Genomic DNA, 18,568 nt, shown 5'->3' with positions numbered 1-18,568 from the left:
AATCATTATTTATATTTTAATAAATTCACTTTATAAGAATAATATATGAGATATTAATCAATATAGAGATTTTTTTATTCTCAATATCGTGTTTTTTTTACACTTATTTTACTTTGAAAAAAAATAACATATTGATTATTAATAATTAAATTTGAACATATTTTAAGGTGTTCGTTTTTGCATATAAAATGTTCTCTTTAGAATAAAAAAAGAGTCATTTAGAGAATGTGTGAGGATAACGCAGACATAGCGCAAAAGGTCAGGTAGCCATTTTGCGCTTGGAAAAGAAGGAAGGGGATAATAAGTGGATTATTTGGGAGTAGATAGGCTAGATTGCGTGAAATATCGTTTGTCTTCCCAACGTAAACAAGTGAGATTTCCCCCCCAACAACATCCCGTATCTAATGCATAAATATTATCAGGCGTACCTTTTCCTTCAAGAGAGGCCCAATGCCCAAATATAATGCTATAACCTTCAGGTAATTGGCTTGGTAAATCGAACCAGGGCTTTAAGGGAGCAGGCGCGTCCTGAGGTTTATCTTTGCAAATCATATCGAGTTGACCATTAGGAAAACAGTAACGCATACGTGTGAGTGCATTAGTACTAAAGCGTAATCGTGCTAGACCCGAAAGTTCTGGTGACCAGTTGTTTGGTAAATCGCCATACATTGAGTTAATAAACAAAGGATAGCTATCACTACTTAAAATAGCTTCGACTTCACGAGCGCACATTTTAGCTGTTTCTAAATCCCATTGGGGCGTGATCCCCGCGTGAGCCATGATGATTTTCTTGTCTTCATCAACTTGCAATACAGGTTGGCGTCTTAACCAATTAATTAATTCATCTGCATCAGGTGCATTAAGTAAATCATTTAGCTTATCTCTTGGCTTATTGCGACTAATTTTTGCAAATACACCTAAAAGATGAAGATCATGATTGCCCAAGACGAGTTTAAGGGAAGAGCCTAAGCTTTTTACAAAGCGTAGTACTTCAAGTGAGTCAGGGCCTCTAGCAACAAGATCACCTGTTAGCCACAATGTATCCTGTGTAGGATCGAAACTGACTTTATCAAGAAGGTGGCGCAGTTCATGGTAACAGCCATGAATATCACCAATTAAATACGTTGCCATAGTTAGTTTATCAATGTTGGAAGCGCAAGGCGGAAAACAGGGATCTCTATTTGAAATAATCGGCCGTCAGTATCAATCATTTCATAATGACCTTCCATTGTTCCCATTGGTGTTTCAAGAACGGCACCACTGGTATAACGGTATTGTGTGCCAGGCTCAATAAGTGGCTGTTCGCCGACAACACCTTCGCCTCGAACTTCAGTGGTATTACCTTGTGCATTGGTGATCAACCAATAGCGACGCAGGAGGCGAATTGCACATTTATTCAAATTATGAATTGATATGGTATAAGCAAAAACATATCGTTGATCTTCTGGGGAAGATTGGCTTTCAATGTAAACGCTTTGTACCTGTATCGCCACTTTTGATGAGGTGAACATAGTGCCTCCTGTCTCTGGTTCTATCTTATGCTTGTGAGTCTTGCTTTTGCGATAACCAGTTTGCCACTTTACAGTATTGCTCAACAGAAATGTTTTCTGCTCTTGCTGTTGGATCGATATCAAGTGCTGTCATATCTTCTGCTGTAAGTAATCCACCCAAGCTATTACGTAGTGTTTTACGTCGTTGATTAAATGCTTGAGCGGTAATACGGCTAAGCATTGCAATGTCCGTTACTGGGTATGGCTTCTCTTTGTAAGGGATTAAGCGAACAACCGCTGAATCAACTTTTGGTGCTGGTTTAAATGAAGTAGGGGGAACTTCAAGTACAGGGATGATTTGACAATAATATTGTGCCATCACACTTAAGCGACCATAAGTTTTGCTACCGTGACTCGCAACAAGACGATTAACCACTTCTTTTTGCAACATAAATGTCATATCAGAAATAGCGTCAGCAAAACTGAATAAGTGGAACATAAGTGGTGTTGAAATATTATAAGGCAAGTTACCAAAAACACGCAGAGGCTGCTGACGCTCTTTTGCTAATTGCGCAAAATCGATTGTCATTGCATCTTGCTGAATAATGGTCAGCTTGTCTTTTAATGTAGGATGAACTTCTAAACGAGCGGCTAAATCACGGTCAATTTCGACAACCGTCATTTTATCCATTCTTGCACCTACTGGTTCTGTAATTGCACCTAAACCAGGGCCGATTTCAACAATGGCTTCACCAGGTTGAGGATAAATGGATTCAACAATACTTTCAATAATATAGCTGTCTGTTAAAAAGTTCTGCCCGAAGCGTTTGCGGGCAAAGTGCCCCTGATGGACTCTATTATTCATTACAATTTTGTATCATATTAATGGCTAAATTTAATGCGGTGCAAAAACTGCCAGCATCTGCGCTTTTCGTACCTGCAAGCTCAAGGGCGGTGCCATGATCAACAGAAGTACGGATAAAAGGAAGACCGAGAGTGATATTCACGGCACGACCGAAACCTTCATATTTTAGCACAGGTAATCCCTGATCGTGATACATTGCAAGTACTGCATCAGCATGTGTTAGATATTTAGGTTGGAATAAGGTATCAGCAGGATAAGGCCCATGAAGATGAATGCCTTGCTGACGTAATTGTGTTAATGCAGGCTCAATAATATCAATTTCTTCACGTCCCATATGACCGCCTTCTCCCGCATGAGGATTAAGACCACAGACGTAAATTTGAGGTTCGACTATACCAAATTTGGTTTTTAAATCGTGGTTTAAAATGGTGATAATTTCATGCAGAAGCTCGCCTGTAATTGCATCTGCCACATCTCGTAATGGTAAATGTGTGGTTGCCAATGCGACTCTTAATGTGTTTGTCGCCAGCATCATGACAACACGTTCACAGTGGCTACGATCAGCAAAAAATTCGGTATGTCCTGTAAAATGGACACCCGCATCATTGATAATGCCTTTATGTACAGGTCCAGTCACAAGCGCTGAAAATTCACCATTTAGACAGCCATCACAAGCACGAGCTAATGTTTCTACAACGTATAATCCATTGAGTGCATCTAATGTACTTGGAATGACATTCGTGTGAAGAGCGATTGGGAGTACGCAAATTTGGCTTGGTGTATGTACTCGAGGTGGCGAGGTTGGATCGTATTCAACTAATGAAAGAGGCAGATTTAACAATTCTGCTCTTGTTTTAAGTAACTGAGGATCAGCACAAACAACCCAAGGTAAATCCCAACTCATTTGTGCTAATGAGATAATCAGGTCAGGACCAACCCCGGCTGGTTCGCCGGGGGTGATAACAAGTGGTTTTATTTGCTTAGTTTGCATTATTCTCGTTCATTATTTTCACATAAGCCCCTACTCGCAGCTCTTGCATCCAGTTTTGTACTTCTTCATTAAATTTACGGTTGAAGAGTAAACGGTATGCTTGTTCTTTATTTGCGGCATCTGTTTTATCAACACTACGTGTGTCTTCTAATTCAATTAAATGCCAGCCAAAGTTTGAGCGTACGGGTTGGCTTAATTCGTTTTTATTTAAGCGCATTAACGCATCACGGAATGCGGGATCGTAAACATCAGGCATTGACCATCCTAACTCACCACCGCGTAATGCAGAACCCGGATCTTCTGAGTACTCTTTTGCTGCATCAGCAAACGTGATTTTACCATTGCGAATATCGGCAGAGATCTGCTGTAACTTGGCGTAGGCTTGTTCATCATTCATGATTGGTGAACTTTTTAGCAGAATATGACGGCTTTTAACTTCTGTAACAGAAAGGGTATTAGAGCCACCACGAATATCGTTTACTTTGATAATGTGTAAGCCAACGCCAGAGTGAATAGGTCCTACGATTTGACCTTTTTGCGCATTTGCTAACTCTTTTGCAAATAACGTTGGTAATTCATCAATAGATGCCCAACCCATATTACCGCCATTTAACGCTTGTGGATCAGCAGAATAAGTTGCTGCTAACTTGCCGAAATCCGCACCATTCTTAAGCTGATTCATAATACGATCAATGACTTGCTTTGCTTTTTCCATTTCTGCTGGCGCAGGGTTTTCTGATAATGGAATTAAGATATGACTCAGGTTTAGGTCAACACTTTGACTTGCTTGGTTTTCAATTTGTTTAGCGAGCGAGTCAACTTCTTGAGGTAAAATAGTGATGCGACGACGCACCTCATTATTGCGCACTTCTGCTAACATCATCTCTTTACGGATATCTTGGCGATATTCGTTATAAGAAATGCCATCGGCAGCAAGACGTTTTTTCAGTTGATCAAGAGAAAGTTTATTTTCAGCAGCAATACCCTGAATTGTAGACTCTACTGCAGCATCAGGAATATCAATTTGCATTTGTTGTGCCATTTGCAAAATGATGTTATCCATCACCAAACGTTCTAGAATTTGTTGGCGAAGGACTTGCTCATCAGGCATCTCTTGTCCCGCATTTTTTGCGTTCATTTTGACCGTCTGTAGCATTCTATTGACGTCACTTTCTAGAACGACACCGTTATTGACGATAGCCGATACACGGTTTAATTCTTGAGCAGCAAATGTTGTTGAGCTGGTAGCTGCACCGACCGTGATCATTAAGCCGATAAACAGCGTTTTCCAATTTTTCATAAGTTTCCCATTATGTATTTTCCGCATCTTATTGCGGGGTGACATATTTATTCAGCCAATTCCGTAGTCTGATTAAATCAGAATGCTCTTTGATAAGGTAAGATACCGCGTTCAAGCATTTTCTGGCTACCCAAACTATGATTGTTACTTAGGCCTCTGAGTTCCACGTTGATTGACCATTTATTGTCAATATCACTGTGGTCAACTTTCCAGCCAACAATTTTTCGTTCATAACCGACGTTCACAGCCCAGCAACAGGTATTATATTGCACACCCACCATTTGGCTAACAGGTTCGGACTCTTTGGTATCAAAGTAATAAGCACCCACAAGTCCCCAGCGTTCTGCTAATGGCCAGCTACCTACAACACCGACTTGTGAAATCCCTTTTTGGTATTCAGGAAGTTTATTAATACCGCCGTCATAAGGGCGAACACGCGTTGCTTGGATATAATCACGATCGACATAACGATAACTCAACTGTAGAAGATGATCGCTATCCGCGCGATATTCCATAATTGCATCGCCCATTGATACGCTACCTAAACGGCGGTCATATTGTAAACCACCACGCATACCTACGGTATCCGTGATCCGCCAGTAGGCATCACCCGCCCAAACCATTGAACCCGTTTCATCTTTGCTATTAATGATTTCATTACCAATAGAAGCTGGGCCTGTTCTTGGACGTTCAAAGAAGTAGATTTGACCTACAGAAACGTTAAAACGTTCAACTAATTCACTATCATAAAAACGCGAAGTGATACCCGTGGTTAATTGGTTTGCAGAAGCAATGCGGTCAAGACCCCCATACATTCTATCGCGGAAAAGTCCGCTATAGTTTGACTGTAATAATGCGGAGTCAAAGTTATTGATATTAGACTGATCTTTATAAGGGACATAAAGATATTGTATTCGTGGCTCAAGAGTCTGTGTAATATCATTAGTTTGATATTGACGCTCGAAAACCACTTTCATATCAGATTTAAACTGTGGCAATACACGATTAACACTGTCGTCTAATTGGTTAGGATATCTTTTCTTATAAGCATCAGGAATGTCCTGATCGTAATGGGTTGCCATCACTTTCAGTTCATTATTAAAGCTTGCCCAACCTGCTGACGTAGGGAGTGAAATCGTTGGTTCAATATGGAAACGATTTGCTTCAGGCGTATTTTCACCCACGCTGGTAAAACGGACAAACTGAGCATAAGTTCGGAAATCAAACGGCCCGATATCATTCTTATAATAATTCAGATCAAGCTGAGGCTCGGCACGATAAGCTCTTGCATCTTTATTATCAGAGAAGATTTGGAATTGCTTGGTGGTTAAAGTGGCATTCCAGTTCTGTTGTGCATAACCCGTACTAAATTTCTGGGTCGCATAACCATCAGTGGTATTACCATATTGAGAAGTAAAATCAGTAAAGTATTTGTTATCACTGACTTTGGTGTAGTCGACATTAAATCGCCACACATTGTTCATGACACCACTATGACCCCAGTAAAACAGCCAACGTGTTGCAGAATCACGGGGAAGATAACCTGATTTATTTTCTGCTTTATCTTTATTGTATTGGCTATCGTGGTTAATCCAATCAACAGCGATAGTACCGCGCCCCGGCGTTGTTAAATAACGGAATTCATTATCTAATTTTAAACCACGACGGCTAATATAGTTAGTTGTAATCGTTGCATCGTAATTAGGGGCGATATTCCAATAGTAAGGGAGTTGGAAATCAAATCCTGAACTACGAGAGTAGCTTCCGTTTGGAATTAAGAAACCAGAACGGCGTTTATCACCGATAGGCAATTGAAGATAAGGGCTGTAAAAAATAGGGACATTAGCGACTCGAAAGCGTGCATTCCAAATTTCAGCAACTTGTTCTTCACGGTCTAAAATAACCTCAGAGCCGACAACACTCCAGCTATCATCGCCAGGTAAGCAAGAGGTGAACATCCCTTTATCCATAATGGTATAACGGTTTTCTCCACGCATTTGCATCTTATTGGCATAACCACGACCTTGGCGACCCACCATCTGGTAATCACCTTGTTCAATATCCGTATCTTTATTATTAAGATTGGACCAAGCACGAGGGCCTTTTAAGATGATTTGAGGATCATCATAAGAGACATTTCCCGTTGCGGTGACCATTCTTAATGGCGCTTCTCCCTCTGTCTGTGTCAGTTCAACACTGTCGGCACTTAAGGTTTGGTTTCCCTGTTTAATATCAACATCACCTTTATATTTGATCATACGAGGGTATTCACCTTGCATATCATTTGCAGTGATGGTGACAGGCAAGTTATTAGGATCGCCTTGTACTAACGGTTTGTTATAAACAGGAACTCCCAGTAAACATTGGGAGGCAAGATCAGCATAAGCAGGCTGACCGTATATTGTGGCCCAAACTAGGGTGGCCAGCAGTGTGGGATAACTTTTTTTCATAAGTATTTATGTGCTTCCGTCATCAGTGGCTTCGTGCTGATAAACAGCGAGAAACTAACGCAGGGAGTTATGCGACACCAGCCCAACGTTCTGAACATTGTTCTAACGGTAACCGAAAAATAGGCGTAAGCCTCATTTTTTCGATGTTTCTGTGTTGAAATAGGGTTATAGCCTTATTAGAAACAAAAAAACACCGCGCTGATGCGGTATTTCATGCTGTATAACAACGCTAAAGTTATTCGTTTGGTCACTCATTTTACTTTAACACAATTTAAACGAAAACAGCATTACCTCTGCCCAAAGAGAAACAGTAAATCTCTTCATTTTAAGAAAAAGTCTATTTAGAGGTCGCTTGGTGTTAGGTGTGCAAGCAAATGAATAGTATGATAATGCAAAATTGCAGTCAGAGCATTGAAGATTTGAGGAGTCTATGCGCTATTGGGGAAAATTATTAGGCCTTACCATTGGTAGTTTTGCAGGAATAGGCTTTTGGGGCATTGTTATTGGTGTTTTTCTGGGGCACCTTTATGACATGCAACGAAGTAAATTAGGAAGTGGTGGGCGCTATACGCGTGATAGACAAGCTTTTTTCTTTGCTGCAACCTTTCAAGTTTTAGGCCACCTGACAAAATCAAAAGGGCGAGTGACCCAAACGGATATCTCTCTTGCCAGCGAATTAATGGATCGCATGAATCTGCATGGCGTTGGTCGCCAAGCTGCACAACAAGCTTTTAGAGAAGGTAAATCACCTGATTTTCCATTGAGGACCACATTGCAACGCGTTCGACAAATTTGTGCTGGACGCCGAGACTTGCTTCAGATGTTTCTGGAAATCCAATTACAAGCTGCTTTCGCGGATGGTCAACTGCATCCAAATGAAAGAAAAATGCTATTTATCATTATCGATGAGCTAGGTTTTTCTCGTGCACATTTTGAACATATATTAGCAATGATGCAGGCTGGTCAGAATTTTCATTATCAGAATAGACAGGGTTATCAGCCTCAACCTCAAGGGCCAACGCTCTCTGATGCGTGTAAGGTACTCGGCGTAGATGAGAGTGATGATGTTAAAACCATTAAAAGGGCTTATAGAAAATTAATGGGAGAACATCATCCAGATAAACTTGTTGCGAAAGGTTTACCGCCAGAAATGATGGAAATTGCAAAACAAAAAGCACAGTCTATACAGGTTGCTTACGATTTGATTAAAAAAGAAAAAGGATTTCGTTAACATCTTGTAAATGAAGATGAGAAAAGAGAGAATTATTCCGTGATAGAGATAACTTACACTGAGTTGAGTTTATTATTTATCACGGTAAAATATAAGTGAAATTTAATTATTTCTTTCTCTCTTCTCTTAAAAAAGGAACTCTATCCATGTCAAACGTCCGTGTTCTTGTTGGGGTTATGGGATTAGCGCTTTGTCTGCTCCTTGCTTCATTGAGTTCAGTGACTGTTTTAGTGTCATAGAACACTAAAAATCGGCAAGGCATTCAAAATGTATCGGGGATCGGAAAGCAGGATGCGTAATAAATAATTCCTGAGCATGTAACTGCAGGCGAGGTGCCATTGCTCTTGCCTGCGGATGTGCATAAAAGCGATCCCCTAAAATAGGATGCCCCAACGCTAACATATGTACCCGCAATTGATGTGAACGCCCAGTAATAGGTGAAAGTTTTACTCTTGTCGCATTCTCTTCATATTCCAACACTTCATAAAAAGTTTGTGCCGCTTTCCCTGTCTCATGACAGACTTTTTTGTTTTGGTCGATTAGGCCAATCGCAAATCAAAGGTAAATCAATCAATCCCTCTTCTTTTTTCAATATGTCCCCAAACGCGTGCGATATAGGTTTTTTTTAGGTTCGCGTTCACGAAATTGACGCTTTAGTTCACGCTCAGCTTCTTTATTGAGTGCAACAACGATAACGCCACTGGTTGCCATATCAAGGCGGTGAACACACTCAGCATGAGGAAATTCGCCTTTAATGCGCGACATTATACTGTCGTTATGCTCGGGGGCTTTGCCCGGCACTGACAGTAATCCGCTGGGTTTATTAACGGCGATAATATGCTCATCTTGATATAAAACATGTAACCAAGGATCAGTTGGCGGGTTATACACTTCCATCATAGTGGCTATCTCATCAAAACAACGGGGAGTGAAATACTCCCCGCTTTAACGGTGATTATTGGTGGGTAACAACAATGAGGCGAATTGAATCTAAACGCCATGTTGCTTCATCTAAATGGTTAAGAATATGAGTACGTTCATTTTCAATTGCTTCGACTTCGTCATCACGAATATTAGGATTTACCGCACGTAAAGCGTTTAAGCGAGATAATTCATGAGTTAGCACGCGATCGGCCTCTTCTTTCGCTTTTTGGATAAGTCCTTTGGCTTCGACTTCCATTAGCGGTTCAGAGGCTTTAAGTACATGGTGAACTTCACTTTGTACCGCATTGACCAGTTTACTTGAAGTATGACGATTAACCGCGTTTAATTGGCGGTTAAAGCTTTCAAACTCAACTTGAGAAGCAAGATTATTACCTTTTAGATCAAGTAATAAGCGAACTGGTGTCGCAGGTAAGAAACGACTTAAATGAAGATGTTTAGGGGCTTGTGCCTCTATGACATAAATCAATTCAACTAACAGGGTTCCCACTGGCAATGCTTTATTTTTTAATAAAGAAACAGCACAACTTCCTGTATCACCAGATAAAATTAAATCTAAGCCATTACGGATAATTGGGTGTTCCCAACTAATAAACTGGGTATCTTCACGTGATAGCGCTTGCTCTCTATCAAATGTGATAGTACAACCATCTTGTGGTAATCCTGGAAAATCAGGGACTAACATATGATCCGATGGCGTTAAAATAATTAAGCTATCACTACGATCTTCTTGATTAATACCGACGATATCAAACAAGTTCAGTGCAAAGTTCACTAACTCAGGATCGTTATCTTGAGCTGCAATTTCACCGGCTAATTCAACGCCAACTTCACCACCGTTAGAATGCATTTCTAATAGACGGTCGCGACCTTGTTCAAGTTTGCGTTTCATTTCATCATGTTGTTTACGACAAGCGACAATAAATTCATCAAAATCAGCTAATTCATTAGGCTGTGCAAGATAATTGATGAGAGCATTATATTGGCTGTCATAAATAGTGCGACCGGTTGGACAAGTATGCTCAAAGGCATCTAACCCTTCATGGAACCAGCGCAATAATACGGATTGAGCAGTACCTTCAAGATAAGGAATGCTAATATCAATGTCTCGATTTTGACCAATACGATCGAGGCGGCCAATACGTTGTTCTAGTAAATCTGGGTTAAATGGAAGGTCAAACATAACCAGCTGATTAGCAAACTGGAAGTTACGTCCTTCCGATCCGATTTCTGAACATAGCAGAACTTGAGCACCTTCTTCTTCGGAAGCGAAATAAGCCGCTGCGCGATCGCGTTCAAGTAATGACATCCCCTCGTGGAAGACGGCCGCGCGAATACCTTCACGCTCACGTAAAACTTGTTCTAATTGCAGTGCTGTTGATGCTTGCGCACAAATTACGAGTACTTTTTCATGGCGATTTGCAGTTAAGAAACCCAATAACCATTCAACACGAGGATCAAAGTTCCACCATGTTGCGTTTTCACCTTCGAACTCTTGGTAAATACGTTCAGGATAGAGCATCTCTTTTGCTCGAACTTCGAGGCTCTTTTTCGCGGCCATAATCTCAGCCACTTTAATTGCGGTTTGATATTGTGTTGGTAATGGCAGTTTTATCGCGTGAAGTAAGCGATTTGGGAAACCTTTAACACCAGAACGGGTGTTACGGAATAACAAACGCCCCGTTCCGTGTCTGTCCATTAGCATATGGATCAGTTCTTGACGAGATTTAGTTCGTTCTTCACCTTGCGTATTTGCCGCTTTCAGTAATGGCTCAACATCTTGCTCGCTGATCATTTCACTGATGATGTTTTGTTGTTCGGTATTTAAATCATCTTCTGATAGCAAAATAGTGACCGCATCGGCAACAGGGCGATACTTTTGTTGCTCATTAATAAATTCGTTGTAGTCATGAAAACGACTTGGATCAAGCAGACGTAAACGGGCGAAGTGGCTTTCTTGGCCTAATTGCTCTGGGGTTGCCGTTAATAGCAATACAGAAGGAATAGATTCTGCTAACTCTTCAATGACTTGATATTCACGACTTGGCGCATCTTCACTCCAAACAAGGTGATGTGCTTCATCGACAACTAACATATCCCATGTTGCTTCAACCAAATGTTCAAATCGTTGCTTATTTTTACGTACAAAATCTAAAGAACAGATGATCATCTGTTCTGTTTCAAATGGATTATCGCTATCTAATAAAGATTCACTATAACGGCTATCATCAAATAGAGAGAAACGCAGGTTGAAACGGCGTAACATTTCAACTAACCACTGATGCTGTAAGCTTTCAGGCACAATAATCAACACGCGCTCTGCACGACCATCCATGAGTTGTTGGTGGATAATCATACCCGCTTCTATCGTTTTACCTAAACCCACTTCATCAGCTAATAATACGCGAGGGTTATGACGCTTTCCCACTTCATTAGCAATATAGAGCTGATGAGGAATAAGGCTCGCACGAATACCACGTAAACCACTTTGTGCTTGCTTAAACTGTTCGCTCATAAATTTACGAGCGCGGTAGCGTAATGCAAAGCGATCCATTCGATCGATTTGGCCTGCAAAAAGGCGATCTTGAGGCTTATTAAAAGTGAGTTTGTTATCTAAGAACACTTCGCGTAATTGTGCGGGCTCTTCAGTGTCTAAACGTACACCATGGTAGATAAGTAGGCCGTTATCTTCTACAACGTTATCGATGGCGAGTTTCCAACCTTCGTGACTGGTAACGGTATCTCCTGCATTGAACATCACCCGCGTTATGGGTGCATCATGACGGGAGTAAAGGCGGTTTTCACCACAGGCAGGAAAAAGTAAGGTGACCATGCGGGCATCAACTGCCACAACAGTACCCAGTCCAAGCTCGCTTTCAGTATCGCTAATCCAACGTTGACCAAGAGTAAAAGGCATATATAAAACTCAGCTCTCAAATATATAATTTAGGAATTATTAATGAATGCAGTATTGCGGTGTTGTCATTAAAATCTGCGGGATAAAAAAGGCTTATTCTTGAACAAAGAAAAGCTAATTATCACCAAAGGGGCGTTATGTTAATAGATGCAAAGCAAACCGTCACCTGCAAAATGACACAACTTAAAATGAGAGTGTCATTTGTCCGTTTAACAAGGTTGAAAAATCATCTTGTATAAAGGGGAGGATAGCATCTGCAATAGGCATTAACTGCTTATTGATATAATGTTCATAATCAGGTGCAGTCGTTATATGCTCTAACGGCTCAGGCCCCAAGAGAGTAATTATATAACTAATCCAACCGCCTTGCTGATATTGTTGGGGTCTATTTTGGGATAAATTATATTCATCTGCCTTACGAGCTGCTTTGACATGAGGGGGGACGTGGTGCTGATATTCTGATAATTTTCGGCGTAACCGTTTACGATACACTAATCTATCATCATATTTTCCTGCTAGCGTATCTGCGACATAATCACGAATAAACTGCTGATAAGGCTGCTGATGAAAAATGCGGGTATAAAGCTCTTGTTGAAATTTTTGAGCGAGAGGCGTCCAATCTGTTCTGACGGTTTCTAACCCTTTAAATACCATTTTATCATTGCTGAGTCCGGCGTAGCGTTTCTTGCTACCCGTTTCCATACCTCGGATCGTGGGCATTAAAAAACGACGATAATGAGTTTCGTATTCTAGTTCTAATTTGCAATCTAGCTGGTCATTTTCAAACAGATGTGTTTTCCACCATTGATTAACGTCTTGTACTAATTGATACCCTATCTGTTGTGCTTCTTGTTCTGTGTGAGGTGATTTCAGCCAAACAAAGGTTGAATCTGTATCACCATAAATCACTTGATAGCCTTTGGCTTCAATCAATTCTTTCGTTTTTTTCATAATTTCATGACCGCGTAGCGTAATAGAAGACGCTAAACGAGGATCAAAAAAACGACAACCCACAGAGCCTAAAACACCATAAAAAGCATTCATAATAATTTTAAGCGCTTGAGAGAGCGGGGCATTTTTATGTAATTTTGCATTATCTCTTTCGTGCCAAATTTGCGATACAATCGCGGGTAAACAGTGCAATTCTCGTGAAAATCGAGCTTGGCGAAATCCCGCAATAGAAAATTTGTCATCAGGTTGGTGCATTCCTTCAATCATACCTACGGGATCGATTAAAAAAGTACGAATAATCGAGGGGTAAAGGCTTTTATAATCAAGCACAACAACAGAATCATATAAGCCGGGGGTGGGATCCATAACAAAACCTCCGGGGCTATGTTCTTCAGGTTTTTCACCTTGGTTAGGCGCAACATATCCAATGCGATGCATTGAAGGAAGGTAGAGATGCGTAAACGCAGCCACAGATCCACCACTTCTATCAACGGAAAGCCCTGTAACACAAGCTCTCTCTAATAAGAAAGCCATAAGGGACGTCGCATCAAAGATACGGTTTACTAAGACGCAATCTTGCCAATTATAATAAGCTAGCGCGGGTTTATCTTCTTTAAAGCGACGGTTAATTTCATCCATTCTGGCGTAAGGTGTATCGATAGCTTTACCCTCACCTAGCAGTGTTTGCGCAACGGATTCGAGGCTAAAAGAGGGAAAATTCCATGTCGCCATTTTCAAAGCATCAATTCCATCGATAATTAAACGCCCTTGAGCTGAAGCAAAAAAATGCCCTTTTTTAAACCCATGCTCTCGCCACTCTAACGGGCTATTCTGACGACCTAATAATAAATTGACACCATACCTTTGTGCATGTGTGTACAAAATACGCAGGTCGAATTGAATTAAATTCCAACCGATAATCGCATCAGGATCGTAATATTGTATCCACTCATTCAGTTTTTCAATTAAACGCGATCGGCTACTGACATAACATAAGCGATAGCCTTGAGGTTGTCGGCTTTCACACTCTGTGGGCAACTCATCAATAAGCATAAACACCACATTATCACCACAGCCAGCAAGCCCAATAGAGTAAAGCTCACCAAATTCACTGGTTTCAATATCTAAAGAAACGGTGCGAAGCGCAGGGCGATAATCAGGAGCGGGTTTTAATGTAACAATATTATTTTGTTGATAACGAAACCAGACAGGTGCGGTGATAAAGCGTTCCATCATATAACGTTCATGCGGGCGGATATCCGCCTCATAAAGACGGATATGGTGCTCTTTAAGTTGTTGCTCAAGCTGAACAAGTTGACGGTATTGTTTGCAATAAACACCAAAAACAGGCTGTCTTTCGAAATCTTTTAAATCGAGAGGGCGAATTTCAATATCAGAATTTTTATTAACGAGTGAGCGTAAAACCGTTTCATGTTGTCGGGCAACAAAACCAATAGCGCGTTGCACAGGCACAGTCACTTTACGTGGACCATTATCCGTAGCCAGCCAATAAGAGACGACAATACCTTTTGGTGTGTCGCTCCAGTGGCGAGTAAGAATAAAGCCTTGTTCCGTATGACCAATCATCAGCACCCAATAAACACAAATAATTCACTAAAGATGCGTTTATTATAGTCAATATAATGGTTATTTATACAGTTAATTTGTGGGGGAGATTAATTAAACGGGATACCTAAAATAAGTGATTGATCCACTTCACCATTTATTAGTGATTGCGTATTTCCATCATACACAATCATACCGTTATCTATCACAATCGCTCTTGAGGCAATTTTTGCAGCATCTTCTAAGCTATGAGAAACCATCAATAAGGTTAACGCTTTTTCACGGCAGAGTTGCTCAAGTAGTGCCAACATTTCAATACGTAAAGCGGGATCAAGTGCAGAAAAAGGCTCATCAAGTAACAAAATAGGTTGTTCACGAACAAGACAACGTGCAATAGCAACACGTTGACGCTGACCTCCTGATAATTGAGAAGGTAAGCGTTCAAGATATTCGCTGAGCGCCACTTGTTCTGCCCGACTTTCTAATAGTGCTTTTTGAGTGCCAGTCAGCTTTAAGCCTGGATTTAACCCCAAGCCAATATTTTGCCTTACAGTTAAATGAGGGAATAGATTATTATCCTGAAATAACATGGAAATAGGGCGTTTAGCAGGTACTGTTTTTGTATGATCTTGACCATTAAGAAACAGACTCCCCTGTTCTGATGGTAAAAATCCTGCGATTAAACTGAGTAATGTACTTTTACCGGCACCACTCGGTCCTAACACGGCAATGCGTTCTCCTGCATTAACCGTGAGATTAAATAAGAGATGTTGGTGTTCATAAGTGTAAGCAAGCTGCTCTAATTTAATCATGAGATTTTCCAGCTAATCGTTCTATTAGGCTAAAAAGAGAGAAGCAAAGTAGCAATAAGATCATGGCTGTGACAGCCCCATCTTGAGTGTGATAAGCGCCAATTTGCTGATAAAGATAGAAAGGCAATGTTCTAAATGTTTCATTACCAAATAGGGCAACAATACCAAAATCACCAATAGAAATGACACAAGCAAAGGCAAGTGCTTGTGAAATCGGTTTTTTTAATGCACGCAGTTCTATCCAACGAAGTCGGTTTATTCCTTGTAAATTGAGTGACTGACACAAAAGCCCATAACGTGAAGCGATATCATTCATCGGGTTTTCAAGCACTTTTAAGGCATAGGGAATAGCAATTAATGCATTGGTTAAAATGACTAAAACATACGGTGATTCGGGTAATCCAATCGTATTATTGAATAGAAGGAAAAAGCCTGTTGCCAACACAATCCCCGGCATCGCCAAAATAATCAATCCACTCATTTCCATGGCTTGCCCTGCTTTTTTAAAGTGCCGTAAGCGAAGCTCTCGGCTACTCCATAGCAACATCATCGTTAACACAACACAAACAATACCCGCACCAATAGCAATAATCAGTGAGGTAGTAAACGCCTGCCAAAGTACAGGTTGCTGTATGACTCGTATAAATTGACTGTTAAGACCATCCGTTATTACCGCTAGAATTGGCGGTACTAAAAAGAGGATCGCAAGAGTGATAATTAGACCATCGGTTATTTTGCTAAAGAGAGGATCATAGGGATCACGCCAATGCAGTTTTTGACTGTTTCCCACAAAAAGGGTGCCTTTTAACTTTTGGCTAATAAGCACTAAACCTAAACAACAAAAGAGCTGGATCAAGGCTAAAAGTGCAGCGCGATGTAAATCGTAGTCATAACTTAATGCTTGATAAATCGCGAGTTCGACAGTCGTTGCCGCAGGTCCTCCACCCAATGCCAATACAGTAGCAAAGCTTGCAAAGCAGAGCATAAAAATCAGTGATGCCGTGGGGAGCATTTGACGCCACAAATAGGGAAATTCAAGAAAACGAAAACGTTGCCAGCCATTCATGCCAAGTTGTGAGGCTAATTGGCGTTGTTCTGATGAAATGTTCTCAAGAGCTTGCAATAGCATTCGGGTTGCTAATGGCATATTGAAAAATATGTGAGCTAATAAAATGCCTTGCAAACCATAGGGGGTAAATTGGTAGTCGATTCCTAGCCATTCACAAATTTGAGCAATCCATCCTACTCTGCCATAAACTGTTAAAATACCAAAAAGTGCAACTAGGACGGGTAATACAAGGCTCATGGCACATAGGCGTAAAAACAGTGTTCGCCCTTTAAATTGGCGTCGATAGAGGGCTTTGGCGAGCCAAATAGCAGGTAATATCGAAAACAGTGCAGATAAAAAAGCTTGCCAAAAAGTAAAACGGATGACATGCCATAAATATTCATCAGCGAAAATTGAGGACAGTTCGCCACTTGGTGCATTAAACCACAATGCGCCAAATGACAATAACGCCACAATAAGCAGTAAACCCGAAGCACATAGCCCCGGGATAAGCCATCTTCCCATTAGCGACTAACCGCAGATTGCCAATTACGAGTCCATGTTTGGCGCTCTTTTGCGACAACATCTGCATTGAATTGCAATGATTTTTCGGGTTTAGGCATCACGGAATAGACGTCCGGTAATGGCATATTTATAACAGGATACATCCAATTGGTAGTGGGAATGGTTTCTTGGAATGCAGGCGTCAACATAAACTGCATAAATTGCTGCGCTAATTCAGGCTGTTTGCTTGACTTGAGTTTTGCAGCAACTTCGACTTGTAAGTAATGCCCTTCATCAAAAATTGCAGCCGCATAGTTATCTTTTTTATCCGCTAAAATGTGATATCCCGGAGATGATGTATAGCTAAGCACAAAATCACCTTCACCTTTTAAGAATAAGCCATAAGATTCACTCCAACCTTTAGTGACGGTTAGTGTTTTCTCTGACAATTTTTTCCATTCAGTGGCCGTATTTTCAGGATAAAGCGATTGCATCCATAGCATTAAACCTAAACCAGGGGTACTGGTGCGAGGATCTTGATAGAGGATTTTCCATTTTTCTTGACTATTTAGCAGTTCAGCCATGCTTTTTGGGGGATTAGCTATGCGGTTTTTATCATAAATAAAAGCAAAGTAACCGTAGTCATAAGGCACAAAGGTATCATCAGTCCATTTTTCAGGTAAGGTAAGTTTGGAGGTGTCGATATGACTTGGTGCGAAAAGTCCCGTTTCTTTTGCTGCGTGGATCAGATTGTTGTCTAATCCTAAAATAATATCTGCCTTACTTTTATCACCTTCCATACGTAAGCGGTTAAGTAGAGACACACCATCAGACAGCGCAATCAGTTTTAGTTCACAATCACATTGCTGTTCAAACGCTTTTTTTATTGCAGGTCCAGGGCCCCAATCTGCAGTAAATGAGTCATAAGTGTAAACAGTCAGTGTGGGTTTTTGTGCTAAGGCTTGGGTTGAAAAAGTACTCATAATGCCCATTGCGCTTAGAAGGAAAGTAAAGCGAAGTGATTTAGTTAACACGTTTAGTTCCTCAGTAAAAGTCAGGTAGGATCTGAGGAGTGAGGATGGCAAATTAATGAACCTTGCAACATCCTGACTCAAATCCCTACGCCAGTATTATCTGGATCAGGTTCCACGAGTTTTTCTCAGCCTAACAAGGCACCCCGTTGAGACTTTCCCATTGTAGATAAATACGCGCGTCATGCAAAGTCTGTTGATAGTGGTTTACCGTCTGTGAGTAGTATGAAACAATGAGTTATCTTTCAAATTTGGTTATTGAGGTAGTCTAGTGATCGATGATGATGGCTACCGCCCGAATGTAGGGATTGTAATTTGTAATCGGCAAGGGCAAGTGCTTTGGGCTCGTCGCTATGGGCAACATTCATGGCAGTTTCCTCAAGGAGGAATTAACCCTGGAGAATCGCCAGAGCAGGCAATGTACCGAGAGTTGTTCGAAGAAGTTGGGTTAAGTCGCAAGGATGTCAAAA

13 protein-coding genes, 1 pseudogene and 1 riboswitch are annotated in these 18,568 nt (G+C 40.9%); of the genes and pseudogenes, 2 read left to right on the top strand and 12 right to left on the bottom strand.

The window, feature by feature from the left end:
- Nucleotides 1–309 precede the first annotated feature (309 nt).
- From apaH to lptD, 6 genes are read right to left on the bottom strand one after another with little or no spacing between them, the layout of a single operon-like run.
- The gene (gene apaH, locus BHE89_RS12715; RefSeq protein WP_069367206.1) at nucleotides 310–1,131 is read right to left on the bottom strand and encodes a bis(5'-nucleosyl)-tetraphosphatase (symmetrical) ApaH; all 822 of its coding nucleotides are present in this window, start codon (nucleotides 1,129–1,131) and stop codon (nucleotides 310–312) included.
- 2 nt (nucleotides 1,132–1,133) lie between these two features.
- Entirely contained in the window at nucleotides 1,134–1,511 is a 378-nt protein-coding gene (gene apaG, locus BHE89_RS12710; protein ID WP_069367207.1) for a Co2+/Mg2+ efflux protein ApaG, read from the bottom strand.
- 25 nt (nucleotides 1,512–1,536) lie between these two features.
- Nucleotides 1,537–2,355, bottom strand: coding sequence for a 16S rRNA (adenine(1518)-N(6)/adenine(1519)-N(6))-dimethyltransferase RsmA (rsmA, locus tag BHE89_RS12705; protein ID WP_069367208.1), 819 nt, complete (start codon nucleotides 2,353–2,355; stop codon nucleotides 1,537–1,539).
- Entirely contained in the window at nucleotides 2,348–3,346 is a 999-nt protein-coding gene (gene pdxA, locus BHE89_RS12700) for a 4-hydroxythreonine-4-phosphate dehydrogenase PdxA (RefSeq protein ID WP_069367209.1), read from the bottom strand. The genes rsmA and pdxA overlap by 8 nt, the downstream gene beginning before the upstream one ends.
- Nucleotides 3,336–4,673, bottom strand: coding sequence for a peptidylprolyl isomerase SurA (gene surA / locus BHE89_RS12695; protein WP_074454063.1), 1,338 nt, complete (start codon nucleotides 4,671–4,673; stop codon nucleotides 3,336–3,338). Before surA ends, pdxA begins: the two co-directional genes overlap by 11 nt.
- 50 nt (nucleotides 4,674–4,723) lie before the next feature.
- Nucleotides 4,724–7,096 carry an LPS assembly protein LptD gene (gene lptD, locus BHE89_RS12690; protein WP_069367211.1) on the bottom strand — a complete coding sequence of 791 codons (2,373 nt, stop codon included), beginning with the start codon at nucleotides 7,094–7,096 and terminating at the stop codon, nucleotides 4,724–4,726.
- A 430-nt stretch (nucleotides 7,097–7,526) separates the two neighbouring features.
- On the opposite strand from lptD, the gene djlA reads away from it, so the two are divergent.
- Nucleotides 7,527–8,327: a co-chaperone DjlA gene (djlA, locus tag BHE89_RS12685; protein WP_069367212.1), complete on the top strand. Its 801-nt coding sequence runs from the start codon at nucleotides 7,527–7,529 to the stop codon at nucleotides 8,325–8,327.
- A 243-nt stretch (nucleotides 8,328–8,570) separates the two neighbouring features.
- Here djlA and rluA read toward each other — a convergent pair.
- From rluA to thiB, 6 genes and pseudogenes are all read right to left on the bottom strand, one after another.
- Nucleotides 8,571–9,224: pseudogene (gene rluA, locus BHE89_RS12680) on the bottom strand (bifunctional tRNA pseudouridine(32) synthase/23S rRNA pseudouridine(746) synthase RluA).
- Nucleotides 9,225–9,282: 58 nt separating this feature from the next.
- Entirely contained in the window at nucleotides 9,283–12,186 is a 2,904-nt protein-coding gene (gene rapA, locus BHE89_RS12675; protein WP_069367214.1) for an RNA polymerase-associated protein RapA, read from the bottom strand.
- A gap of 183 nt (nucleotides 12,187–12,369) precedes the next feature.
- Nucleotides 12,370–14,724 (bottom strand): DNA polymerase II, encoded by a 2,355-nt coding sequence (locus tag BHE89_RS12670; protein WP_069367215.1) that lies wholly within the window; start codon nucleotides 14,722–14,724, stop codon nucleotides 12,370–12,372.
- A gap of 89 nt (nucleotides 14,725–14,813) precedes the next feature.
- On the bottom strand, nucleotides 14,814–15,515 hold the full coding sequence (thiQ, locus tag BHE89_RS12665) for a thiamine ABC transporter ATP-binding protein ThiQ (protein ID WP_069367216.1): 702 nt from the start codon (nucleotides 15,513–15,515) through the stop codon (nucleotides 14,814–14,816).
- Nucleotides 15,508–17,088, bottom strand: coding sequence for a thiamine/thiamine pyrophosphate ABC transporter permease ThiP (gene thiP, locus BHE89_RS12660; RefSeq protein ID WP_069367217.1), 1,581 nt, complete (start codon nucleotides 17,086–17,088; stop codon nucleotides 15,508–15,510). The genes thiQ and thiP overlap by 8 nt, the downstream gene beginning before the upstream one ends.
- Nucleotides 17,088–18,059 (bottom strand): thiamine ABC transporter substrate binding subunit, encoded by a 972-nt coding sequence (gene thiB, locus BHE89_RS12655; protein WP_069367270.1) that lies wholly within the window; start codon nucleotides 18,057–18,059, stop codon nucleotides 17,088–17,090. Before thiB ends, thiP begins: the two co-directional genes overlap by 1 nt.
- A 106-nt stretch (nucleotides 18,060–18,165) precedes the next feature.
- A riboswitch (TPP riboswitch) is annotated at nucleotides 18,166–18,257 on the bottom strand.
- A 112-nt stretch (nucleotides 18,258–18,369) separates the two neighbouring features.
- Here thiB and BHE89_RS12650 point away from each other — a divergent pair.
- Nucleotides 18,370–18,568: NUDIX domain-containing protein (locus tag BHE89_RS12650; protein ID WP_128860521.1), on the top strand; the 199-nt coding region annotated here is incomplete at its 3' end.

The sequence above is a fragment of the Shigella sp. FC1967 genome (assembly GCF_001743005.1).
Lineage (GTDB): Bacteria > Pseudomonadota > Gammaproteobacteria > Enterobacterales > Enterobacteriaceae > Proteus.
The sequence above is the reverse complement of the archived record's forward strand: the minus strand, read 5'-3'. Positions and strand labels throughout refer to the sequence as shown.